We start from the raw sequence: 24753 nt of genomic DNA, 5'->3' as shown, positions 1-24753 counted from the left end.
AGTAAAAAGAAAAAAGGAGACGGCAAATGAAACGTTATACGATCACCTGTCAGCATCAATCCGTTCATATTACGGAATGGGGAAACGAACAGCTTCCGACGATCGTCTGTCTGCACGGACTCGGCAGTACGAGTCTCAGCTTCATCGAAATCGCTGAAGCGCTCGCGGACGAATTCCGTCTGATTGCGATTGATTTACCCGGTCACGGCAAAACACCAGCTTTCTCAGACCCTCTACACTATCGCATGAAACCCTTTACGGGCTGGATCGACGAAGTCTTACACATCCTTGATATCAAGCGGTGCTATGCCTTGTCGCACTCGTGGGGCAGTGTACTCTCGCTCTATTATTTGATTGAACATGCGGATCGTGTGCTCGGCACGATTTTAATTGACGGCGGCTATCACAGTAAACGGCTTTACGGTCGTTCCGTAGAGGAAGAAGTTGCTTTTTATAAACAAGACTTCGAGGATTCCGTTTCGACATGGGAAGAATTTTTGGACATTGCCGTCTATGCTCCGGATGCACGTCGCTCGCCCTCCCTCGATCTAGCTGGTGCCGATCTTCTTCGGATGGAGCAAGGACGATACCACTGGCATGCGCGAGGAGAGACGGCTGCTGCGATCGTACGCGCGCTCCACCATGATGATGTTCTTGATTTCCTCCCGGACGTTCCACCAGTGGACATTCAGTTGTACGTCGCTACGTTACCGACAGATCAAGCATCGATCCGTCAGCATGCGACGGATCTATTACATGAGATGACGCAAGCGACGGTCCATTTCGTCCCCGAGACAGGACATCTATTACACTGGGATCGTCCTGACGTCATCATCGAAGCGATTCGTCACTACTGGACGTCCGGAAAAAGATTGTCTTCCATTTGAAAAATGGTTTATTATGGAATTAAAGTAAAAAGGAGGGGTTCATATGTTAAAACGGCTAACGTTCGTTTGTGTGACCTTATGCGTCGCGATCGTCGCCACCCTTGTCGCTGCACGCCACTCAACTGGAAACACCATTTCGTTTGAAGAGCCGTTATCGGTTTACATCGCGATTGGACTAATTGTCTTCTTATTCTTACCACCGCTCGTCCTATCGTTTTTCGAACATCCTGTCCTGAAGATCATCAATGTCGTCTATCAATCACTGATCGTCTTCAGCTTCGTCGGACTGATTCCCGTCGGCTTTTTGATTCCGAATGGATCCTCGACGATCATCGTCGCTGTCCTTGGAACAGTCGCGAGTCTTGCTAGTGTCATCGTGACAGTGCGAAGTCACTCGATTTTAGCTAACTATTCTTCTGACGTACGTTAATCTATCTTTCAAACTGCTTCCACCGTCATGGTAGAAGTAGTTTTTATTTTTAGGTATAAATTTATTTATCGATAAGCTCACTTTTATTAATTTGTTTTTTGATTCAAGCGGGCGTATTCTAATCACGTAGCCAATCGGCAAACGAAAAAGGAGGAACACATCATGAGTAAAAACATCTTAATGGTCGTCACGAACGCAAAGGAAATGAAGGAAGGTCACGCGACAGGACTTTGGTTGTCTGAGTTCGCGGAAGCGTACATCGAATTCAAGAACGCGGGTTACACCGTCACGGTTGCAAGCCCGAACGGCGGCGAATCACCAATCGACGCACGGAGCCTTGAAGATGAAGTCCCAGCTGAGATCCAAGCGACAGCTCCACTATTGAAAGAGACACTTGATTTAAAAGCAATCCAGGACTTCTCAGCATTCGATGCAATCTTCATGCCAGGTGGACACGGTACGATGTTCGACTTGCCACAAAGTGATGCCTTGAACAACGCCCTTCGGACATTGTTTGAAGCGAACAAAACGGTCGCTGCGGTCTGCCACGGACCAGCTGGACTCGTCAGTGCGACACTCTCAGACGGAACACTACTCGTCGCTGGAAAGACGATCGCAACGTTCACGGATGAAGAAGAACGCGCCACAGGTCTTGACGTCTACATGCCATTCTTGCTCGAGACACGTCTTCGTGAACTCGGTGCGAACATCATCACGGCTGACAACTTCACGGAAAACGTCCAAGTCGACGGAAACCTTGTCACGGGTCAAAATCCACAATCTACGATTGCGGTCGCGAAAGCCGTCATCAATACACTTAACTAATCGAAACAAGGGATCCTTTGGATGAAGGATCTCTTTTCATAGGAGGTTCTATCGATGATTCAACTGATTGCCCGGATCGAAGCGCATCCGAATCAAGGCGAACAGCTCGCTTCTATCATCGAAGGTGTGATCGCCCCTTCGCGTGCCGAGGCAGGCTGTCTGACGTATCAGACACATCGCGCTATCGATGATCCGAACGTCTTCTATTTTTATGAACAATGGCGTGATCAAGACGCTTTCGATCAGCATGTCGCCTCACCGCACTATCAAGCCTATCGAGCAGACAGTGCCCATCTCGTCGCTGATCGTGCATTGACGTTCTTAAATGACGTATCGAAGTAATGTATATTTCATACAAAAAAGTCCAATCCTCAAGCATTTGCTTGTGGATTGGACTTTTTTCATACAATTCAACCTAACGCCTTAATCACCTGTTGCAAAACCGGATCGTGGCGCGAGTCCGTTCGATAGGCGACGTATAACTGATTCGTCGCGAATCGTTCCGGCGCAATCCGTTGGACGCGTCCAGCACTGACCGCTGCCTCGACGAGATAATCGGGCAAGACGCTGATCCCGTGTCCTGCTTCGATCGCTTTTAGTATCGCATCGACGTTCGGTAAGATCATTTCAGGACGAATCCCAGGTCGTTCTCCGAACTGCGTCTGATAGTACCGACGAATGATCGGTAACTCAAGTCCGTAGCTAATCCATCGCTGTCGGTCCATCCATTCCTTTAGATCCGCTTCCGGAACTTCGTAGCCGATCGGGGCGATCAAATGAAAGCGTTCGTCAGCAATCGGGACGTACTGGACGCCCGGTTCATCGATCCGCTTCGTTGCGATGATGAAGTCGAGCTCATTCGCAAGCAAGCGTTGCAACAAGGGAACCGTCAAATCAAAGACTACCGTGAACTGTGCGACGTCGAGCGGTAGCTTCGGTACGATCCCATGCGTGACGAATTCCGTCGGTCCCCCGAACTTCAAGACCGGACGGGGTTGATCCCCTGCTTCGTACTTCATCTCAAGCGATAACTCCTCGAGCCGATCAATCAATCCGACGACTTGTGTATAGAGGGCTGTTCCCGCGTCCGTCGGAATCATTTGCCGCGGCGCACGGATGAATAAGGATGTCTCTAGTTCCGCTTCCAGTGCCGCGATATGCTGGCTGACCGCTGGTTGCGTCAAAAAGCGAATTCGGGCTGCCGCTGAGACGGAACGTTGTTGGTAAACGTGAATGAAACTCCGATACCATTCAAAATCAATCATGTGTGTTCTCCTTTTACTAGGTCTTCCTGAAAAGTATAGATTCATTTAATCCATAAGACAAATAACGAATAATTTAGTAAGTCATAAATTTATTTATCGGATAATGAAAGATGGTTTCCGTAGTATTTCATGAATTGTTGAACGCCAAGACAGACAAGTAGGATCAACGGAAAGAATTGCAACGGGAATAGAAAGAGGAGAAGCGTAGCGGTCACGAGTGGCTGACGCAAGACGACAGCACAACTTGCCGTGACGACGAGCGTCACGATCAATCCAGGCATGAACGGACTTAATTGACTGAGACAAAATGCCATGACTGTACTCGAAAAAATCAACGGGAATATCTTTCCGCCCTTCCAGCCGCAGGAAAAACAAAGATGCGTCAATCCCACCTTTCCGATCGCAAGCAACAATAACGCGCCGATTGACCAGGAGGATCCTTCCTTCGTAAAGTCTAGGATTTCATGTTCACCAGAAAACAGTAAGTAAGGTGTGAGCATGGATGCAAGACCAATCGCGATTCCCGCAATGAGTGCGAGAAGGATTGGGTTGCCGACGCGAGAGACCATCCAGTTCGTCACCCGCTCCATCCATAAGAAGAAGAGTCCGAACGCGATACCGAGGAGAATCGCCGGAAGGATGAACCACATGACAGTCGCATTCCACGTAATCGGTGGTATCTTGATTGCGAACAAGCGGTCATGGGGTACGAGGTGCATGATGAAACGAAAACAGGTAATTGCGACGAGCGTACAAATGCCGTAATAAAAGATGCGTTGTATCTTTTGCCAGCGTGACGTTGCTCGTTGCATCGGTTCCTCCTCGATCGCTTCAGAGACACTGACGAACGGGGCATGAAATATCGTCGCTAGCATCGCAGCGTATCCCGTCTGCAAGAAACTTTGCCGTTCCGGCTCCGTCAACCTTAGCCGGTCACCGATCCACGTCACCATTCCCCCTAAGATGCTGATCAGCGCAGCTTCTGGTCCTAAACTCGCTCCACACGTCAGCACGATCCATGCGGCAACGGCGTTTTTCCAGAGGGCACCGCGATAAGGTACACGACCTTCTTGCTTAAAGTTAGCAAGCGTCTCGTGCATCGTCTTCGGGTAATCCCCCACAGACTTTTGAATCAGACCAATACCGATACCACCGAGTAGACCGACGCCGAGTCCATAGAAAGATACATCGAGTACAGACGGTAACCACTCCCATACATAATGAATCGATGCGTTGATGCCACTTAAAAACAAGGCAGCCGTCAATCCGACGATTGCTCCGAGGATCATACAATGCAAGAAGTGCGCCAGATGCGGTTTCATTTCTGCTCCTCCTTTTTCTTCTTATCCCGGTGATATTGTTTTAATGCCATATTGAAGTTCACGATGACAGCACTGAGAACACCGACGCCAAGCATGACGTACACAATCGAAAATAATTTACCGAACGCTGTCTGTGGAACGAGATCCCCATATCCAACTGTCGCGAGCGTCATGACGGAGAAATAAAAGGCATCCAGAATACTGAACTCTTCGACATTGTGATAGAAGACCGTCCCAATCAAGAAAAGTGCCCCGACCATGATCATCAATGCCTTTTGTTCTTCTTGCTTGAATAAGATACGGATGACATGAAAAAAATTTCGGATCAAGATAAAGAACGCCAGCATGCTCTTTCCTCCTCAGTTCCGTCATCACTGCATACGTTCATTAAACAATTTCTCTAGTTGGTCAGGATCAAGTTGATTCAAATCAGGGATCTGGATCAAGGTCAGTTTGACACGCGATAGTCCATAGTCGTCGAGCGACTGTTCCAGCCGTTCCCGTTCACGTGCATCATACCGTTTGCCTAACGTCGTCACCGTCAATTGCTGGCGTTTCTCGTCATAGCTATGCTGAACGACGAACGTCTCTTGAAACGTCTCCTCGACATAACGGTCAAGATTCGTCTCAAACAAACTGTCCTGACTGAGCAGATAGGCTGTATAGACACTTGGTATACTGATGAGACAGGCTAGCGCAATCAAGGAACGATTGATTCGTTTTGATGCCTGGATCCGTAAACTCTGATCCGTCCGTAAGAGCCATTTGACACCGAGGAACGTCGCGATCAAAATGAAACTACAGTTGATCAGGAACAGATAACTAGCACCAAGCGCGTAGGTCATGTTCTGATTCGCAATGGCGTACCCGACCGTACAGACTGGTGGCATCAAGGCGGTAGCAATCGCGACACCGGGAACGATATTATTCGCCCCTTTCTTGCGTAAACCAATCCATCCGGCGACTCCCCCAGCAAAGGCGATCAGTACGTCCCAAATCGTCGGGAACGTCCGCGCAATCAGTTCATCACTCGCTGCCGTCAAAGGCGAAAAATAGAAATAGACGGTCGATGTCACGATGCTGATCGTCAACTGGACGAGCAACAGCCGAAGTGCTTTCTTGAACAGAGGTATATCCGAGATCCCTAAAGCCATACCGAGACCGAGAATCGGATTCATCAGCGGCGAAATCAACATCGCTCCGATGATGACAGCGGTCGAATTCAAGTTCAATCCGATCGAGGCGATGAAAATCGCACACATCAAGATGACAGCATTGCTCAATCGAATCGTCAGCTCCTTGTCGATTTTATTTCTCGTCTCTTGCAGATCATAGACCGATGCTTCCATGAAGGCTCCACCTTTCCACCGTCGATCAATACGAGTCGCACCATTCAAGTCATTGATTTTTATTTACCCATTTTTAGTGTGTTCGTCTTATTTCCCATATGAAAAATAAAAAAATCCCTTTAACGAAAGGTACATTGCTCATGAAAAAATTCCGCGGCAAACGTCGTTATTTTAAAAATCTCGAACTTGAATTCAACAGTTTTTCTTCTTCAGCCTATATTGATCCAGACGTTTGGTTTAACGACTGGCACGAGCACCCTGACTTTTATGGACATGGCAACGCGAGTCTGCGCATTCGTAAAGCACATCTTCGGATCGCGTTGAGCGCTATGCAGGACATGCGACAAAAACTAGAGGAAAAACAGATTGAACATCAGCTTTACATAACGATTGTCCTCGAGGATGCTTCACAAGACGCACTACATGTCCACACGACGAATCCGGACGGAACCCCATTCCCACTCGAGCGGATTCAGTCGTTCCCTCTCGCTTCACATGTTCCGACCTGGCTAACGGAACTCTTTCCGGGCAACCGGTATACGATTCATCAATCACAGGAGGAATTGGTTGATTATACGGAAGTGGAGCCTGTCAGCTCGATCGTCACGTTTTTTTACATCTTGCCTAGCCCTTAAATTGACACGAAAACGAGCTATCCTTTCCATCACAGGAAGAGGATAGCTCGTTTTGTTCGGTCTCTCTTATGGTAGCAAGACGACCTTGCCGAATTTACCAGCTTGTTTGAAGTACGCTTGGGCTTCTCGCGCTTCAGCGAGCGGGAACGTCCGGTCAATGACGGGCTGAATCGTCTGCGTCCGAACGGCCTCCAGTAATTTCTCATAATCATGGCGATTGCCAAGGACAGATCCTTGTAGACGGATATGCTTCAAGTAAAGCGTCCGAAAATCGAGCGAAGTCACCTGTCCCCCGGACGATCCGGATATACAGTACGTTCCGCCGCGCTTTAGCAGATCCAGTCCTTGTTTGAACACGGCATCGCCGACGACGTCGAGAATCGCATCGACCGGACCAACTTCTTGCATGACCTGCTGATCCCAGTCCGGCTCACGGTAGGAAACGACCAGGTCCGCCCCGAGTTCTTGCAATTGATCCGTCAGCTTCAAGTCACCGACGAGTGCGACGACACGGGCGCCAAAGACACGTTTCGCAATCTGGACGTTGAGTGAGCCGACACCACCACTGGCACCTGTTACAAGTAACGTCTGTCCTTGTTGTAAGTCAAGTTGTTCGACCATGTGCCACGCCGTCAATCCACTGACCGAGAAGACCGCACTGTCCGTATAGGAAGCAAGCGGCATGTCGTAACAGAGTTCGAGCGGCCAGCAGACATACTCCGCGTATCCGCCGTCGTACTCGGAACCGATGAACGATAAGTCCTCGGCACTCTGTTCGTCAGCGATTTCTCCACTCGCCGTGAACGGGAACAAGACGACGTCGCGTCCGATTTCCGTCTCGGCGACACCGTCTCCGACCGCGACGATCCGTCCGCTGATGTCTGAACCGGGAATCCGGGGGAACTTGACCCCTTCTGCTTTCCAGCCTGATTCACTCTCCGCACCATATGCGCCTTCCCGCATCCAAATTTCTGTATTATTCAAGGCGCAAGCTTTGATTTCAATCAGTACCTCGCCTTGTTTCGGTTGAGGTGTCTCTTGATCGATATAGGCGAGCTGCTCAAGCCCACCATGCCCCGTTACGGTGACTGCCTTCATGTTTTTGCCTCACTTTCTTCCCTCCATATGATATCTCTCTTCTTTACCCATCTATCCTGATTTTAATATCCTGCTTCCGTAACCCGCTGTCTCCTCCTATAGAACGATTCGTCCTCGTTTAATATCTAGATATAATATGGATACGAATTCACGTCTGGAGGAACGATTTATGAAAAAACGATTGATCTTTATAGGGACTTTAGCAACCATCACGGTACTGGGTATTTCCTGGTCAAGAGGTGGCGCAGATCCCGTCATGAAAGACAACTATCCACCCATCCCAAAAGATACGACGTATCGCGGACAGGTCGCTTGGCCACTAGAAACGCGCGATCGTTCGATTGCCGGTGAAGCAAGCGGCGTCGCTGTTGCTCCGAACGGTGACGTCTACTATTTACACCGAGGTAGTAATTCATACGGGGATGACACCTACATCACAGAACCGACATTGATCGTGCTCGACGGAAAGACGATGCAGGTGAAGAAGCGGTTAGGTGCAGGACTATTCAAGTCACCGCACGGTCTCGAAGTCGATGACCAAAACAATATCTGGATTACCGACATCAGTCTGAACCAAGTCTTCAAGCTCGATGCGTCCGGTAAAGTCTTGCAAACGTTCGGAAACGCATATGGTCCGTTCACGGAAGTCGGTCTGCGTATCCGAAACGTCTTGCCAAGCATCCCGCTACAGCTAGATGAAAAGACGTTCGCTCGTCCGACAGACGTCACCGTTTTCAAGGACGGCTCGTTCGCCGTATCTGACGGCTATCGGAATAGTCGCATCGTCATGTTCGATCCAAAAGGAACAGTCAAATGGGAAGTCAATGAACTCGGCAAACAAGACGGACAGTTTAATCTGCCGCATGGGATCAGTAGCGACGATGAGATGAATCTCTATGTGGCGGACCGGGACAACGCCCGGGTCCAAATCTTTAATCGAAGCGGCAAACACATCGATACGTGGTCGTCAAAAGAACTCGGTCGACCGTACGGGATCGAAGTCGGTAGGAACGGTAAAGTCTACGTCGCTGATGGCGGAAACTATTTAAATGGACAAAAAAAGAACGCGCAAAGCCAAATCGTCATCTTGAACAAACAAGGAAAGATTGAGAAACGATTTGGTGCATGGGGCAAAGAAGCGGGACAACTCCGGATCGCACACGACATCGCGGTCAGTTCGGACGGAACGATTTATGTCGCGGAGTTGTTGAACAAACGATTGCAACTGTTTTCTGAAAAATAATAGGGAACGGATGTATTTCGAAATTTAAGAAATGAATATCCTTTTTTTCAAAGACACCTCAACTTATCTCGATTTATTTTGGTAAAATAAAGAAAATCCATCGGGGGTGTCTCATGAAACGTGGTCTAACATTAGCCGTTCTACTGATCCTCGTCGTTTGCATCATCGTTTTCGAACCGTTCCGTGGTGCGCCACCGAATCCTGAAGTCGAGGCAAAAGGAAAGGATGTTCCGACTGTCCAAGGATCTTATTGCTGGGATAGCTTACTCCGCAGTCAGTGTGTCGATAAGACGTACCGTGACGGTCTTGACTTAGCAAAGGGAAAAACGCCAGTTACCGTCTCTGCTGGAGCACCCGTCCGTGTCGAATTATCCGGTGATCTTAAAAGCGTGAAACTATCACAGTGGGACGATCAAAAACAGGAATCCCCTGTCGCTTTGAAAAAAGATCAGTTCAACGCCCCGACAGAACCTGGTCTCTATGCGTACGAACTAAACTCGCGCTGGAAACAAGGAGACGGACAATTCGGATTCTTATTGAAAGTGCAGTAAAACAATAACCCCCTTGACGTACGATGACGTTAAGGGGGTTATTTCATCCTGCTTGGTGATAAAGTTGCAAAATGCCAAAGACAGTCAGGATAGCATACCCTGTCCCAATGAACAGAAACACTGGGCGAATCAATTGATTCTTCGGTTGGCGCGTGATGCCTTCGAAGAAACAACCGGTAATGAAACCAAGAATCAAGATTCCAAGATACATCAACATGAACGTCAGGATGCGACCTCCAAGACCAGTCTGCAACAAGACTGGCGAGAGCCAAATCAGTATCCCAACAAAACTAGCAAGCCCAAGAATTCCGATGACGATCCCGTATAGCGGTCGTACTGTATTCAGACGCTCGAAAAAACGTTGTCGCTCAACGAGCATCATCGCCGACAGACATGTCAGTAAGAACACCACCAAAAAGTAAAGCGTTTGTGAGATTGGCTCCGTCATCGAGAAGAGTGGCGTGCTGAGTACGACAAGTAGTGGCAATACGCTAAGTATAAAGAATTTCACTGTCATTCTCCTTTCAGTGAATCCATACAAACAGTGTTTCTGAATCACTTCTTACTTAGCGTATCATACGAGTCGTTCCAGTATTTTTCCATTTGATTCGTTCTGATTATGAAATACGTCTACTTACGGTCGATCAAGCTCCTGAAATCGATCAATCATGCGTGCAAGGGAACGATTGATGATATCTAGTTCCACTTCGTCAAGAATCGTCGTCATCTCCTCCGCCAATTGCTCTTCAATCTCATCCATCGTTCGCAAGTAGGCTACCCCATTCGTATCGAGATGGATGAAACTTTCCCTTAAGTTTGCTGGATTCTTTTGACGCTTGATGAATGTACGTTCTTCCAAGATTTTCAGTACTTGACTGACCGCACTCTTCGAGATCCCCATCGTTCGTGCGATTTCCGTCGACGTCCAGGAGTCTTTTCGTTTGAACAATAGCAGTAGCTGTTCCTGTTGTTGACTCAAAGCAAACGGATTCAACGCTGCGAAAAATTTCGCCAGCTGAAGATCTAGTTCGTCGATACGCCGATACATCGTCAAGATGTCCTGTTTTTTAGATCCTTCCATTGTTTTCCTCCTGTCATGAAATGTTCCGAAAATCTCGACTTGCGCGATAGAGTAACAGACCACAGATGACACCAATCACTGCGAACGCAATCAGCAGAAACTGAATCGGAATTTCGATCGCGACTAGAAGCGATAAGACCGCGAATGCAATCGGTTCTAAACCGGAAGCGGCAAGCGCCATGATGCTCATGACGCGTCCGATCTTATCCGGATCACTCCGCTCCTGTAAAATCGTCACGGTCGGCAGATAAACGAGCATCAACAAAAATCCACTCATTGCTGCCGTAAAGGCAAGTAACGGAATCGATGCCACCTGGGTGTACAGCAAGAAAGCACCTAACGTCAAAAACAGCGCACAAAAGACGAACCGACCGCGATGAATCGACCTTAGAAACAACACGACGACACTGGCAACAAATGTCCCGACAGCAAGACCACCTTCGATGAGACTGAGATCCGCCGCTGACCCTTTCGCTGCGCCGACGAGAATCGGGATGCTCATGATCAACGGTCCCATGACGAATAGATTGACGATGGCAATCGACAACGTACCAGCACGTAAGACGGGTGTCTCTTTGACATACCGAATTCCTTCGCGTAAGTCGCGTAAGACCTGACGAATCGAGAGGACGGAAGTATCCGGAATAGGATCGCGAATCAGCCGCGGTAGGACCAGTACGGCTGCAATAAAGATTAAGATCATCGCTGTCCCGAAGCTCAGTCCAAATCCCCCTTGCGTCAGCAGAAGTCCTGCGAGAAACGGACCGATGACGAACATCAATTCGAGTGATCCTTGAAATAAGGAATTCGCCCGCTGTAATTGCGACGCAGGGACGAGAGACGGCAACAAGGACGATAAAGCAGGATAAGACATGCCATCCAAAATGCCAAACACGACAGAAATCAACAAGAGTGTCCCGACCGAGTACGCATCAGCGTAATGTAAAAGAACGACACCGAGCATCAAGAACGCCTGTCCGAGATTCGTCCAAAAGAGAAGACGGCTCTTCTGGAATCGATCGGCGAACACGCCACCAAACACCATCATGATGACCCGGGGCAACGACACGGCTGTTAATATCAGACCAAGCAAGGCAGGCTGTCGCAAGACATCAATCGTCAACCACGACACACTCAAGAAGAAGATCGCAAAACCGAGCGTTAATGTCATACCGGACAACCACATGAAGACAAAGCGTTGATTCCTCAGCACTGCCATGAATCAGACTCCCTTTCCTTATAGTTAAGTTAACTAAACTATATGAAGCGACCGATCGCTTGTCAACGGATCAATCGGTTAATGAGGCTGATTCAAAAGTTAGTCCCTATAAAAATAAGGATGGAAGAATGATGATCTGCCATCCTTACCTCATTCTTTTTTGCGTCAGTCTCGACTAATCATGCTTTTTCGATGACACGACGGACGATTCGGAAAAAGACCGCGTGCGGCAAGAATCGTTTCAATCGAATTAAGTTCGCTGCATTCTTGCCGACGGGATATCGCATCTTTTTCGAGTCATCCATCACGGCACGGTGAATCGCATCGGCGACGACTTCCGGTCCTTCGGCTTCTTCTCCTGCTGCATTCGAATTTTTGAGCGCCGTTTTCATATAGTCGGCATAATCCACGATGTCCGTTTGCACGAGATCTTGCGACCGTCCGTAGAAGTCGGTCTTGATCGGTCCCGGTTCGATCAGTTTGACGGCGATCCCGAGCGGAGCAAGCTCATAATGTAACGATTCCATGAATCCCTCAACAGCCCATTTCGAGCTGTGGTACAGGCTATAGATCGGAAACGTGACTTGTCCTCCGACGGATGTCACAGTCACGATCTTCCCCTTTCGTTGTTTTCGAAAGAGTGGCAATGCCTGACGCGTCACGTTCATGACGCCGAAGACGTTCGTATCGAATTGACGCTTGATTTGCTCCGCTGTCGCCTCCTCGAAGATCCCGACCGCACCGTACCCTGCATTGTTCAACAGGACGTCGATCGTACCGAAATCGTTCGTGATGGCTTCAAAGGCTAGACGAATGCTCCTCTCGTCCGTGACATCCAGTGCATACAAGCGAACGCCCGGTAACGAGGCGAGATCGCTTGACGTCTCCGGCTTTCGCATCGTTGCTGCGACATGCCATCCTTCCTGACTGAACCGTTCGACGGTTGCCCGTCCGATTCCGCTAGATGCTCCTGTGATGATAATCGTTTTCTTTTGTTTCATTGTGGATTCTCCTTTGTTGTTGGACTTAGCGTGCAAAATAACGTTTTGCGATAGTCATTTTTTTCGACGTATACGGTGCGTAACGTAACGATGGATCTAGTTTCGTCGACGTTTTGACGATGCTCTTCGCATGCGAGAACGTCTCAAAGGTGTGTCTGCCGTGATACGCCCCCATCCCGCTACCACCGACTTTACCAAACGGCAGTTCAGCGTTCATCAGATGCACCATGCCATTGTTGATACATCCTCCTCCGAACTCGACGTGCTCCAAGAAGTAGGATTCCATCTCCGATGATTCCGTATAGAGATATAAGGCGAGTGGATAACGATTGCGACGAATGATCGAGACAGCTTGTTCCGGTGAGCTGAACGATACGATCGGAAGTAACGGACCGAAGATTTCTTCATGCATGATGTCGTCCTCAAGCGATACAGCGTCAAGCAACGTTGGCTCCACGTAGCGATCCGCTAAATCGATTCGTCCTCCGTGAACGATTGTGCCTTGTTGCATCAGACGTTGCAGAGCGTATACGCGGCGCTCATTGATGATGCGTCCATAACTTTCACTCATTTGTGGATCCGCCCCGAAAGCACGTCTGATTTCTGCTTTTAGCAACTGGATCAACGCATCCTTGACCGTCTCTTCAACGAGCAGATAATCCGGACAGACACACGTTTGACCAGCATTGAAAAATTTCGACCAGACGATCCGTTTCGCTGTTATCTGCAGATTGGCACTCTTATCGACGATGACGGGACTCTTCCCGCCAAGCTCAAGTGTCGTCGGAACCAATTTCTCAGCCGTCTTCATGGCGATATATCGTCCGACACCCGGACTTCCCGTAAAGAAGACATGGTCGAAACGGAATCGATCGAGTAATTGGTCACCGACGACTGCCCCATCACCGAGAACGACACTGATATAGTCTGGATCGAACGTCGTTGCGATGAGTTCTGCAATCAAGCCCGACGTATGTGGTGTCAAATCCGACGGTTTCAAGACGATGCAATTCCCGGCTGCGATTGCGCCGATGACGGGTGCAAGTAACAATTGGAAAGGGTAATTCCATGGTCCGATGATTAAGACGACACCGAGCGGATCGTGTCGGATGAAGCTCTTTGACGGCTGCAAGACGAGTGGTGTGGCGACTCGCTTCGGCTCCATCCAGCGCGCTAATTGTTTTTTCGCTTCACGTAGCTCTTGATAGAGCACGCCGATTTCTGACGTGTAGGCTTCAAATGTCGGTTTTCCTAAATCCTTTGCTAATGCTTCGAGAATCCGTTCTTCGTTTGATCGGACTAACTGTTCCAGCCGTTCAAGCTGACGTAGCCGGAAATCGATCGTCTTCGTTTTCCCTGCATCAAAGAACGCACGTTTCCCACTATAGACTTCTTCGGTTACGGCTTGATCTTGTAAAATCATGGTTGAGTGTTGCATCATTCATCGCTCACTTTCGTTATGTTCTTTCGTTTAAACATTTAAACATTTAGTGTAAAATCAAACTCTCTTCTCATGTGTGAGAAAAGAGCCTCGTTCAGCGTAGGATACAATCTTCTTCAATGGCTGCCGTCAATGTTTTCAAGACGTTGACCGCTTCTTGTAAAGTCAGATAATAGTAGTTCTCCGTACCGACTTTCTCAGAAGCGACGATTCCTGCTGCCCGCAATACTTTCAGGTGATGCGAAATCGCTGGTCGAGATAACGAAATTTTTTCATCCAATTGACTGACGTTCAAACGATCGTACCGTGCCAATTCAATGATGATCGCTTGACGATTGACATCCGATAAGACTTGAAAGATCGGAATTGCATCTTGAAAATACCCTACTGCTGCGTCTAGAGCTTGTACATCCTGTTCGTTTTTTCTCATAGCGCCTCCGTTTAAACGTTTAAACATTTAAATTCATGCTCCTAATTTACAATCCTTTCTTTCCGTTGTCAACTGATTCATTTCATATTCTTATTTACAGGTTCAGGAAACTCATGATAGGATGGTAAAAATTACATGATTCAAACGCGTCGAAGAGAACAGTACGTCATCTCGGCTTTTCCTAGAGAGCTCCGATTGGTGGAAAGGAGCATCAGCCATTGACCGAACCAAGCCTCTGAGCAGCACGGTGGAACCGAATCGGGGATATCGTGACGGGTGCTCCCGTTATCGAGCTCAGGTATTTGCCGTTTGAAAACGGTCGTACCGATGAAGGCGATACTGGTGACGGTCTCGCGAACAGGGGTGGCACCACGACACGCACAGTCTCGTCCCCAAGACCAACGTCTTGGAGGTGGGATTTTTTTATTGGCTTAAAAAACAATAAAAAGGAGTGTGTCATATGTCGAATTGGAAATACCCTGGATTGCTATTACTTGGTGTCGGTGTCTCGAACATCGGTGCCTGGGTCTACTTTATCGCCTTGAATTTAATTGTCCTCGAACGAACGGGATCGGCGTTCGCCGTCTCTGTTCTCTATATTCTGTTGCCAATCTCCGCGCTGTTGACGAGCCTCTGGTCCGGTAGTGTCGTCGATCGGATCAATCAACGCCGCTTGCTCGTAATGCTTGACGTCGCCCGTGCCGCGCTTGTCTTTTCACTGACACTGATCGATTCATTATATATCCTCTATGCGCTCGTCTTCATTCTGAACATCGGTAACACGCTGTTCGAGACATCGTCGTTGATCTACATGACGAAGCTCGTGCCGGAAACGAGCCGCCAACGGTTCAATGCGTTGAAAAACTTTATTCAGTCGGCAGGCTTTATTCTCGGACCATCGATTGCTGGATTCTTATTTTTGATTGGTTCTCCGGAGACGGCGATCATCCTGAATGCAGGAGCGTTGTTGTGTTCTGCTGCCTTACTATTCGTCTTGCCCGACGTCCGCCAGGCAGAGACTCCAGCGACGTCCTTCTCACTCCAAGTGATTCTTGCGGACTGGAAAGAGACGCTTCAGTTTGCACGGACGCGGCGCTACGTCACGCTCGTCTACGCCTTCTATGCGCTGATGATCGTCCTGATGAGCGGACTCGATTCGCTCGAAGCCTCGTTTGCGACGATCGTGTTGCAACTGGATGAAAGCACGTATGGATTTCTCGTCAGTATCGCTGGAATCGGCATCATCTGTGGTTCTGCAATCAATGCGATCTTCACACATCGCTTGTCGCTCCGCTTCTTGATTCAATTTGGAGCACTGATGACACCAATCGGTTATGTGATCTTTGCCACAGCGACATCATTCCTGACGGCAGCGACCGGCTTTTTCTTGCTGACGTTCGCCCTTGCGTTTGCGAACACCGGCTTCATGACGTTCGCTCAAACGCACATTCCGGTCGAAACAATGGGACGATTCCTCAGTAGCATCCACGTCGTGCAGTCAGCTGGTGTCATTCTCTTGACGGCGTTGATTGGTTTCTATGCGGAGACCTCGATCCGCTTGACGTATACCGTCGCTGCAGTCAGCTTCCTGTTCATCGGTGGATGGATCGTTTGGATCGTCCAGGATCGAACGAAACGGCATTATTTTACGACGGAAACGGACGAAACGATCAAGCTTTCGTCATGAGAAAGGAAGGTATTCATGCACTTGACCGCAGAACGAATTTTCCTCTGTCCGATTGACGTGACCGATGCACACGTCTTATTCGAACAAACCCAGGATGAGACATTACGTTATTTAACTGGTACGACAGCAACGTTTTCGATTGAACAGATTGAACAGCACATTCTTTCGATTCAAGCTGATCCATCGCGCTTCGATTTCGCTATCTGTTTGAATTCTGGTGAAATAATTGGTGAATGTTCCATTTTAGACATTGAGGCAGAGTTGAAACAAGCGGGCTTTCGTATTTCGATGCGTGCCCTCCCCTGGACCGGTCAAGGATACGGGACAGAAGCGATCGCGTGTATCATCCGGTTTTGTTTCGAGGAACTTCGACTTCATCAACTTGAACTTGAAGTGTTTTCGCATAATGAGCGAGCCATCGCTGCGTATAAAAAAGTTGGCTTTGACATCGTAGAAACGATTCCTGATGCTGTATCCTATGAAGGGCGTTCGTTCGACGAAATCATCATGCGGAAATGTAGCCCACTCTATGCTTAAAAGAATCACTCCTGATGTAGCACCTCCTTCGTGAGGTGCTTTTTCTAATCTATTAAAAACGAACATACCTAATTAACAGATTTTTTAGTCAATTCACTATTATTTGTATATAATGGAAAAATAAAAAGAAATATATGGATATGTACATAAGTGATAAGGAGGTCGCATTACACAATTTTCTTCAAATCAAACGAAAGCGAGGGATAGTACATGCTGAGATTCATCTGGAATTCATGGTGGCGCAATAAGGAGCGTTTCATCTTGCTCCTCGTCGGCGTCCTGATCGTCAGTACCGGACTGAGTTACTTGATTGGTACGACGCAAGCGAACAACGGAACGGTCGTCGATGAACTGCAAAAACGCTGGGGATCGTCGTACGATATCGTCGTACGTCCGGAAGGCAGTCGGAGTGTGACGGAAGACTTGAACCTGCTTGAACCGAACTATATGAGCGGACTCGACGGTGGGATCACCCGCAAGCAGTACGAGACGATCAAGCAGATTGCTGATGTCGAGGTCGCAGCACCAATCGCGATGATTGGTTATACATCGACATCGAGTAGCGTCGGTACCCATACGATTCAAGAAGAAGGGATTTACCGCTTGAAAATCAAGGATTCTCAAAATACGGGACTCCAAAACGAATCTTATACCATGACAACGTTTCTTGCTGCTGGCTGGGAACCAATGGGTGATGCAACGCACACAGGCGTCTCCCCTTTAAAACTTGGTGAACAACCCCTCTATGACTACGGCTCAGAAGTCATGATTGCCGGAATCGATCCTGCTGCTGAAGACCAGCTCGTCGGTTTGAAAAAAGCGACCACTACCGGAACATATAGCCGTTTCTTCAGCGAAACGGATCTTCCCGCTTCGTACGGTGATCAAGCGACGCAGATTCCGATTCTATTGAATTCTCGTGAATACGTCGATGCGATGCGCACCTATACATATGAAAAGGTAGCGCTTCCGTTCACTGCAACAGGCGTTGCAGACATGGTCCAAAAGATTGAACAAAAAGGTGGGAAAACATACCTGAGTAAACTACCAGTAGAAGAGCCTACCTCCTATTCGATCACGACTCAAGACGTCCAAAAAAAGCTGGTGGACGCTATCCTTAAAAACACCTTATCAACAGGCGATGCGAACAATAGTGATTCACTGTCTTCCATTACTTTGAAACCTTCACCGGTTGAATACAAAACAATTAAGAGTCCGTTCGGTTCCCGTTGGCCCTTCACCTACCAAGTTCAACCAAAAGAGGTCGCCAAGGAATCCTTACTCTTCAAACGAAGCATGTATCGCGAAGCACGTGAATTCGAAGGTGGCTTTAAAGGCTGGAAACAAGTCCATCTCAACTATATCGGTGTCTTTAACCCCCGGAAGCTCGATGTTTCAAAGGATCCGTTAACTGAACTTCCAATGGAAACTTACTTCCCGGCAAAAGCACAGTGGGTCATGGATCAAAATGATCGTCCGGTCAATCCAGTCCGTGACGTCAAGCCCGCCAACGACTCCTATGACTTCCTGACGAAACCACCATCGATGCTGACGACACTCGATGCTGCCTTTAAGTTGCGTGGGGATAAAGCAATTTCTGCGATTCGCGTCAACGTCAAAGGGGTCGAGACGATGAACGCAACAAGTGAGAAAAAATTGCAAGCTGTCGCACAGGAAATCGAGGATAAGACGGGTCTGATCACGGACGTCACACTCGGTTCCTCCCCGCAACTCGCCTTGACGTATTTACCCGGTCTAAAAGGAGAATCGGCACTCGGTTGGGTCCAGCAACCGTGGATCAAACTCGGGTCGTCGATCGCGATTTTCCAAGAGGCGAAAGTCGGAATGAGTGGCATCATCGCGAGCGTCATCGCTGTCGCGCTCGTCTACGTCTTCAGTTCGAACATCATCTTGCTCTATGCTCGAAAAAAAGAATTCGCGATTTTACTCTCGCTCGGATGGCGTCCACGGCAGCTATCCAGACTCCTTTTCCTAGAAGCGACACTTCTTGGAACGCTGGTCGCACTCATCGCCTGGGCGATTCTCGGATCATTTTGGATAACAGCGGATCACCCGATTGCCCTCGGACGCATCATCTTGATCGGATTGTCCGGACTTTTGATCTACTGGGGCGGTACGATCGTTCCGACGTTACTCATCAGACGCATTCAACCGTTTGAAAGCATGCGCTCTGGCGAAGTCTCAAAAGGACGTCGTTTCGTCCGGGCACAAAGTGTTCTTGGAATGAGCATCAACCAACTCGCGACTTACTGGCAACGCACGCTTCTGTCCATCATCGCAATTGCCTTACCGACGAGCTTGTTCATCTTCTTCTTGTTCATCACATTCCGACTGAAAGGTGTCTTATATGCGACCTGGCTCGGTGAATACGTTGCGCTCGAAGTCGGCACGATGCATTATGTCGCAATGGGCGTCGCCTTACTCATCGCCATTCTGACGACGACCGAGATCATGTGGCAAAACGTCAACGAACGAAAGAATCAACTCGCTGTCCTGAAGGCAACCGGTTGGCGCAACGGTCAAATCCGACTACTCGTCTTAAGCGAGGGAGTGATGACTGGACTCTTCGCTGGAATCGTCGGTCTACTAGTCGCCATAGGAATGATTGGCTTCGTCTATAATCAGTTCCCGACCAGTGAACTCGGTTTCTTAAGTCTTATGCTCCTGATTCCGGTGACGACTGGTGTGTTTGGTGCCTTGCTTCCTGCCCAGCGTGCTGTGCGGATCACACCGAATGCAGCCATCGGTGGCGTAAACGATAATCAACAATTGACCGAACGTCGCTTCAAATGGGCACTCGGTAGCATCGCTGCTACGCTCGTCATCGGAACGATGAGTTTATTCCTTCTCGCTGCACCTGAAACGAGAACGACTCAAAAAGAAATAACGACACCAAAAGTACAAACGACCGGACAAAAATTAAAAAATCTCGCTCAAGATCCTGACGATAAGAAACATACTGCCGAAGACAACACGGCACTGGAGCAATTGATGAACGCAGGCGCTATTCAGACGTACCCGGGTGACCCGGCGGCGAAGAATTATGACTTCTCTGTTAAAAAGCTCGTTTCAACACCAAAAGAGTTAAAGCTCAAGGAAAAGTCAGGATATCGTTTCGTGACGATTCCAGTTTTCCTTCATAACCGGGATGAATTAGCTGCAGGTTCGTTTTCGTCGTATCGACCACAAACCTTCTCGTTGATTGCTCTTGACGGAAAAGAGTTCACTCCCGTCGATTATGTCAATCACGATAAAACGGCTTGGATAAATGCATTCAAATACATCAATTCGAAAAAATCATGGGTCGATCTTGTTTACCAAGTACCAGTTGATCAAAAGGTGTTCGTCTTGCTTGCAAAAGATGAGGCCGTCGAAAAAACGACGACCGTCAAGATCACGCTCGACGATATCAAAAAAGCGAATACGTCAGCTACTACTCCTTCAACAGAGGAAACGGAAAAATTAAAAACATTGATGAGGCGAGGTGTCACGCAAACAACTCCCGGGAATCCGAAACATCAATTTGATCGTTTTCATGTCGAAGCATTGATTGATACACCAAAAGAACTGAATTTAAAGCAACGTGCTGGTTATCGTTTCGTGACGATCCCTGTCGTCATGCAAGATACAGGGGATGATCTGGGAGGATTCATCACTTATCGTCCCAATCGGTATGCCTTGACAGACTTGCAAGGAACCGATTATGAACCGATCGATTATGTGAATCGCAATGAGAAAGCCTGGAAAAACGGGTTTCAATATTTCGCACCGTACAAGTCACGAGTGGAGTTGGTTTATCAAGTACCAATCGATCAGAAGCGATTCGTTCTGTTCGCTTCTGATCCAGCGTTCCCTAAACCAACGACCGTCAAAATCGATCTGACGAAAAAATAATTTAAACACTAGGAGGAACTTGACATGGACTGTCCAGTCATTGAAAGGAATCGAGGTTTTATCGATGCTTAAATTCATCTGGAATTCCTGGTGGCGCAACAAGGAGCGGTTCATTCTGCTCCTCGTCGGCGTTCTGATCGTCAGTACCGGACTAAGTTACTTAATCGGTACGACGCAAGCAAATAACGGAACGGTCGTCGATGAACTGCAAAAACGCTGGGGCTCATCGTACGATATCGTCGTTCGTCCGGAAGGCAGCCGGAGCGTGACAGAAGACTTGAACCTGCTCGAGCCGAACTATATGAGCGGGCTCGACGGTGGGATTACCCGTAAGCAGTACGAGACGATCAAGCAGATTGCTGACGTCGAAGTCGCAGCACCGATTGCGATGATTGGGAACTACAATACGAATGCTGAAACGGATACCTATAATTTCAAAGAACCGGGCATTTACAAAATTTCGTTTACGGATATGCAAGATACTGGGCTAAAGAAAGAAACAGAATCTTATTCATTCTTTGCCGGAGCCGGTTGGTTCCCTCCTGAGAGTGACGGATTGAATCGAGATGTTTCACCGCAAGAATTAGGCGAGTTTCCCATCTACGGTTACGGGAGCGCAGTGATGCTTGCCGGGATTGATCCGGAAGCAGAAGCACAACTCGTTGGACTCGATCAGGCAACCAAAAAGGCTACGCATAGTCGTTATTTCACGAAGGACGATGTCGTGAACGATTATGGTGACGGTGTTTGGGACATCCCATTGATCATGAACAGTCAGGAATACGTCAATGCTTCGCGGACCTATCGCTACGAGAAAGTCGATATCCCGCTCGTCAAAGATTCAATGGTTGAAACGGTGCGCAGTATTATGAAAAAAGGTGGCGAATCCTATCTCAAGACGCTTCCTGTTAAAGATACGAAGGAATACTATATTTCGACAGAGCAAGCATCAAAGCAACTTATTAAGAACATTCTCGAAGATAAGGTTCCGGAAAAAGCAAGTGGTAGCTTTGACTGGATGTTTTTAAAGCCATCGTCTGTCGAGTATCAAACGATTGCTAGTCCCTTTGCCAAACGTTGGCCGTTCACCTATCAAGTAACACCTCAAGAAGTCGATAAGGACGCCCTCATTTCGAAACGATCTATGTATCGAAAAGCTCGTCTCTTCGGTGACAACACGGGTAACCTTGATAAAGTACCGAAAATGCATTTGAACTACATTGGTGTCTTTGATCCGAAGAAATTGAACATCTCGAAAGACCCATTGACGGAACTGCCGATGGAGACCTATTTCCCGGCGAAAGCCCAATGGGTCATGGATAAGAATGAAAAACCGGTCAATCCAGTCCGAGAAGTCAAACCGACGAACGATCCGTATGACTTCTTGACGAAACCACCATCGATGCTGACGACGCTTGACGCCGCCTTTAAGTTACGTGGTGATAAAGCTATCTCTGCCATTCGTGTCAACGTCAAAGGTGTCGAGACGATGAACGCGACGAGTGAGAAAAAGTTGAAAGCTGTTGCTCAAGAGATCGAGGACAAGACCGGTCTGATCACCGACGTCACGCTCGGCTCCTCGCCACAGCTTGCGCTGACATACCTCCCTGGATTAAAAGGTGAATCGGCACTCGGTTGGATCCAGCAACCGTGGATCAAACTCGGTTCGTCGATGGCCATATTCCAAGAAGCGAAAGTCGGCATGAGCGGCATCATCGCCAGCGTCATCGCCGTTGCACTCGTGTATGTCTTTAGTTCAAACATCATCTTGCTTTATGCCCGCAAGAAGGAATTCGCGATCTTACTGTCGCTCGGTTGGCGTCCACGTCAGCTATCGAAGCTTCTGTTCCTAGAAGCAACGTTACTCGGCACACTCGTCGCCTTGATTTCTTGGACGATCCTCGGTTCGTTCTGGCTAACGACGGATCATCCGATTGCCTTATCACGGATCATCTTGATTGGACTCGCCGGACTGTTGATTTACTGGGGCGGTACGCTCGTCCCGATGACGCTCATCCGACGGATTCAACCATTCGAAAGTATGCGTTCTGGTGAAGTCTCAAAAGGTCGTCGCTTCGTCCGGGCACAAAGTGTCCTTGGGATGAGCATCAACCAACTTGCAACGTATTGGCAACGGACGATCCTCTCGACAATCGCGATCGCCTTGCCGACGAGTCTGTTCATTTTCTTCCTGTTCATCACCTTCCGACTGAAAGGTGTCCTGTATGCGACATGGCTCGGCGAATACGTTGCACTCGAAGTCGGCACGATGCATTATGTTGCGATGGGTGTCGCTTTACTTATCGCTATCCTGACGACGACGGAGATCATGTGGCAAAACGTCAACGAACGGAAGAGTCAGCTCGCTGTCTTAAAAGCGACCGGCTGGCGGAACGGTCAAATCCGGACGCTCGTTTTAAGCGAAGGACTAATGACCGGACTGTTCGCTGGAATCATCGGCTTACTGATCGCTCTTGCGATGATCGGCTTCGTCTATAACCAGTTTCCAACAGGTGAGCTCGGCTTCTTGAGTGTTATGTTGTTGATTCCTGCCATCACGGGAGTTCTCGGTGCCCTCTTACCCGCTCAACGCGCCGTCAGCATTACACCAAATGCTGCGATTGGAAGTGTCGCAACGAATACGAAAGCGACGGAACGACGTTTCCGACTCGCCTTATCCGCAGTTGGTGGTGCCCTTGTCGTTGGTGTCGCTTCCCTGTTCTTCTTTGCTACGACAGAAGAAGGACCTGCGTCCACGAAACCGGTACAAACAGTTGCACCGACGGTCAAGACGACAGGAACGAAATTGGCAGATGTAAAAGACAAGAAAAAGAAAGCGTCCTCTACGAAAAAAGTCAATTCGAGCAAGCTCGATCAACTAATGGAGCGCGGTGTCGTTCAAACCTATCCGGGAGACCCTAAAACAAAAGGAAACATTTTCTATGTTGATAAACTTCTCCTTTCCCCTCCAAAGGAGTTGAAATTACCAACTCTTGATGATGAACAATATGTTACCGTTCCCGTCATCCTTGAGAACTACAAGGATAAAGACGCAAATGGCGGGTATGCTATTTATAAGCCCAATCTATTCACGTTAGAGGATACAAACGGTAACGTATACGAAGCTGTCGATTATGAGAACCGGAATCCAGACGCTTGGAAGGACGGCTATCGCTATTTCCCACCTTTCGTTTCTCGCGTCGATCTTGTGTTCCGTGTTCCAAGTGATAAAAATACGTATGTGCTTCTCGCGACAAGCGAAGCCATTGCGAAGCCGACGACCGTCAAAATCGAAGTCGATGCTGCGAATGCTGCATCAACCAACGTGAAGACCGGACAAAAGAAACAGTCAAAGAAAACGAATACAGACGCCATCGAAGAACTGATGAATAAAGGTGGTCTTCAGACTTATGCTGGTGATAAAAATTTAATGAAAGAACGTGGGTTCATGGTCAGTTCGGCGAAACGTGTTCCACTTAAGAATCTTCCGAAAGATAAACAAGCCGTATCTGTCAGACTTGAGATGCAGGTAAAGGGTGAAGATTCAGCTGACTCTTATATCGACTATAAACCATCTTCTTTCCCATTGATTGATCGTCACAAGAAAAGCTACACGCCTGAAGAAACGATTAACCTAAACAAAAAAGCCTATTCAGAAAGCTTAGGTTATTACGCTCCGTTACACTCAAAAATTGATGTCATCTACATCGTACCGAAAAATGAAAACATCTTCGTCATGAACGTAAAAACAGGATTTACCGGTTTTCTCTACACCGTTAAAATCAAATTATGATTGATGCTTCTATCTATTGGATCACTGACTGTCGTATGACGGTC

Annotated in this window: 22 protein-coding genes; 11 read left to right on the top strand and 11 right to left on the bottom strand. The window is 48.2% G+C overall.

All coding sequences use genetic code 11. The features are described from left to right. Nucleotides 1–26: 26 nt before the first annotated feature. The 4 genes from KNQ09_RS03960 (at nucleotide 27) to KNQ09_RS03945 (ending at nucleotide 2484) form a co-directional block, all read left to right on the top strand. Nucleotides 27–887, top strand: a complete 861-nt coding sequence (locus KNQ09_RS03960) for an alpha/beta fold hydrolase (RefSeq protein WP_214857521.1) — start codon at nucleotides 27–29, stop codon at nucleotides 885–887. A 43-nt stretch (nucleotides 888–930) separates the two neighbouring features. Continuing rightward, nucleotides 931–1317 (top strand): hypothetical protein, encoded by a 387-nt coding sequence (locus KNQ09_RS03955; RefSeq protein WP_214857519.1) that lies wholly within the window; start codon nucleotides 931–933, stop codon nucleotides 1315–1317. 162 nt (nucleotides 1318–1479) lie between these two features. Next, nucleotides 1480–2142 carry a type 1 glutamine amidotransferase domain-containing protein gene (locus KNQ09_RS03950; RefSeq protein ID WP_214857518.1) on the top strand — a complete coding sequence of 221 codons (663 nt, stop codon included), beginning with the start codon at nucleotides 1480–1482 and terminating at the stop codon, nucleotides 2140–2142. A 54-nt stretch (nucleotides 2143–2196) separates the two neighbouring features. Next, the gene (locus tag KNQ09_RS03945; protein ID WP_214857516.1) at nucleotides 2197–2484 is read left to right on the top strand and encodes a putative quinol monooxygenase; all 288 of its coding nucleotides are present in this window, start codon (nucleotides 2197–2199) and stop codon (nucleotides 2482–2484) included. A 68-nt stretch (nucleotides 2485–2552) separates the two neighbouring features. On the opposite strand, the gene KNQ09_RS03940 is transcribed toward KNQ09_RS03945, so the two are convergent. The 4 genes from KNQ09_RS03940 to KNQ09_RS03925 form a co-directional block, all read right to left on the bottom strand. Next, nucleotides 2553–3407, bottom strand: a complete 855-nt coding sequence (locus tag KNQ09_RS03940) for a LysR family transcriptional regulator (RefSeq protein ID WP_214857514.1) — start codon at nucleotides 3405–3407, stop codon at nucleotides 2553–2555. 89 nt (nucleotides 3408–3496) lie between these two features. Beyond that, nucleotides 3497–4729 (bottom strand): chloride channel protein, encoded by a 1233-nt coding sequence (locus KNQ09_RS03935; protein ID WP_214857512.1) that lies wholly within the window; start codon nucleotides 4727–4729, stop codon nucleotides 3497–3499. Then, nucleotides 4726–5076: a potassium channel family protein gene (locus KNQ09_RS03930; RefSeq protein ID WP_195865169.1), complete on the bottom strand. Its 351-nt coding sequence runs from the start codon at nucleotides 5074–5076 to the stop codon at nucleotides 4726–4728. The genes KNQ09_RS03935 and KNQ09_RS03930 overlap by 4 nt, the downstream gene beginning before the upstream one ends. 24 nt (nucleotides 5077–5100) lie before the next feature. Next, complete coding sequence (locus KNQ09_RS03925) at nucleotides 5101–6078, bottom strand: DUF389 domain-containing protein (RefSeq protein ID WP_214857510.1); 978 nt, start codon at nucleotides 6076–6078, stop codon at nucleotides 5101–5103. A gap of 140 nt (nucleotides 6079–6218) precedes the next feature. Between KNQ09_RS03925 and KNQ09_RS03920 the strand changes: the two genes are divergently transcribed. Then, the gene (locus KNQ09_RS03920; protein ID WP_214857508.1) at nucleotides 6219–6713 is read left to right on the top strand and encodes a hypothetical protein; all 495 of its coding nucleotides are present in this window, start codon (nucleotides 6219–6221) and stop codon (nucleotides 6711–6713) included. 66 nt (nucleotides 6714–6779) lie between these two features. Here KNQ09_RS03920 and KNQ09_RS03915 read toward each other — a convergent pair whose 3' ends face one another. Continuing rightward, complete coding sequence (locus tag KNQ09_RS03915) at nucleotides 6780–7811, bottom strand: zinc-binding dehydrogenase (RefSeq protein WP_214857507.1); 1032 nt, start codon at nucleotides 7809–7811, stop codon at nucleotides 6780–6782. A 169-nt stretch (nucleotides 7812–7980) separates the two neighbouring features. Here KNQ09_RS03915 and KNQ09_RS03910 point away from each other — a divergent pair, with 169 nt between their 5' ends. Then, complete coding sequence (locus KNQ09_RS03910; RefSeq protein WP_214857506.1) at nucleotides 7981–9054, top strand: peptidyl-alpha-hydroxyglycine alpha-amidating lyase family protein; 1074 nt, start codon at nucleotides 7981–7983, stop codon at nucleotides 9052–9054. Between the two features lie 113 nt (nucleotides 9055–9167). After that, nucleotides 9168–9605 carry a hypothetical protein gene (locus KNQ09_RS03905; protein WP_214857505.1) on the top strand — a complete coding sequence of 146 codons (438 nt, stop codon included), beginning with the start codon at nucleotides 9168–9170 and terminating at the stop codon, nucleotides 9603–9605. 43 nt (nucleotides 9606–9648) lie between these two features. On the opposite strand, the gene KNQ09_RS03900 is transcribed toward KNQ09_RS03905, so the two are convergent. From KNQ09_RS03900 to KNQ09_RS03875, 6 genes are all read right to left on the bottom strand, one after another. Beyond that, complete coding sequence (locus tag KNQ09_RS03900) at nucleotides 9649–10116, bottom strand: hypothetical protein (RefSeq protein ID WP_214857504.1); 468 nt, start codon at nucleotides 10114–10116, stop codon at nucleotides 9649–9651. Between the two features lie 123 nt (nucleotides 10117–10239). Then, a complete protein-coding gene (locus KNQ09_RS03895) occupies nucleotides 10240–10686 on the bottom strand; it encodes a MarR family winged helix-turn-helix transcriptional regulator (RefSeq protein ID WP_214857503.1) in 447 nt (148 codons plus the stop codon). 13 nt (nucleotides 10687–10699) lie between these two features. After that, nucleotides 10700–11905: an MFS transporter gene (locus KNQ09_RS03890; RefSeq protein ID WP_214857502.1), complete on the bottom strand. Its 1206-nt coding sequence runs from the start codon at nucleotides 11903–11905 to the stop codon at nucleotides 10700–10702. 179 nt (nucleotides 11906–12084) lie between these two features. Further along, on the bottom strand, nucleotides 12085–12906 hold the full coding sequence (locus KNQ09_RS03885) for an SDR family oxidoreductase (protein WP_214857501.1): 822 nt from the start codon (nucleotides 12904–12906) through the stop codon (nucleotides 12085–12087). Nucleotides 12907–12931: 25 nt separating this feature from the next. Next, entirely contained in the window at nucleotides 12932–14329 is a 1398-nt protein-coding gene (locus KNQ09_RS03880; protein WP_214857499.1) for an aldehyde dehydrogenase, read from the bottom strand. A gap of 112 nt (nucleotides 14330–14441) precedes the next feature. Then, on the bottom strand, nucleotides 14442–14804 hold the full coding sequence (locus tag KNQ09_RS03875; RefSeq protein WP_023468128.1) for an ArsR/SmtB family transcription factor: 363 nt from the start codon (nucleotides 14802–14804) through the stop codon (nucleotides 14442–14444). Between the two features lie 433 nt (nucleotides 14805–15237). Between KNQ09_RS03875 and KNQ09_RS03870 the strand changes: the two genes are divergently transcribed. From KNQ09_RS03870 to KNQ09_RS03855, 4 genes are all read left to right on the top strand, one after another. Then, entirely contained in the window at nucleotides 15238–16464 is a 1227-nt protein-coding gene (locus KNQ09_RS03870; protein WP_214857497.1) for an MFS transporter, read from the top strand. 15 nt (nucleotides 16465–16479) lie between these two features. Then, complete coding sequence (locus KNQ09_RS03865) at nucleotides 16480–17001, top strand: GNAT family N-acetyltransferase (RefSeq protein ID WP_214857495.1); 522 nt, start codon at nucleotides 16480–16482, stop codon at nucleotides 16999–17001. Nucleotides 17002–17211: 210 nt separating this feature from the next. Further along, nucleotides 17212–20916 carry an ABC transporter permease gene (locus tag KNQ09_RS03860; RefSeq protein WP_214857494.1) on the top strand — a complete coding sequence of 1235 codons (3705 nt, stop codon included), beginning with the start codon at nucleotides 17212–17214 and terminating at the stop codon, nucleotides 20914–20916. Nucleotides 20917–20980: 64 nt separating this feature from the next. Then, nucleotides 20981–24709 (top strand): ABC transporter permease, encoded by a 3729-nt coding sequence (locus tag KNQ09_RS03855; protein WP_214857493.1) that lies wholly within the window; start codon nucleotides 20981–20983, stop codon nucleotides 24707–24709. Nucleotides 24710–24753: the final 44 nt, after the last annotated feature.

The sequence above is a fragment of the Exiguobacterium sp. s191 genome (assembly GCF_018618955.1).
GTDB lineage: Bacteria > Bacillota > Bacilli > Exiguobacteriales > Exiguobacteriaceae > Exiguobacterium_A > Exiguobacterium_A abrahamii.
Note: the sequence above shows the minus strand (reverse complement) of the source record. Positions and strands in the feature narration are given on the sequence as shown.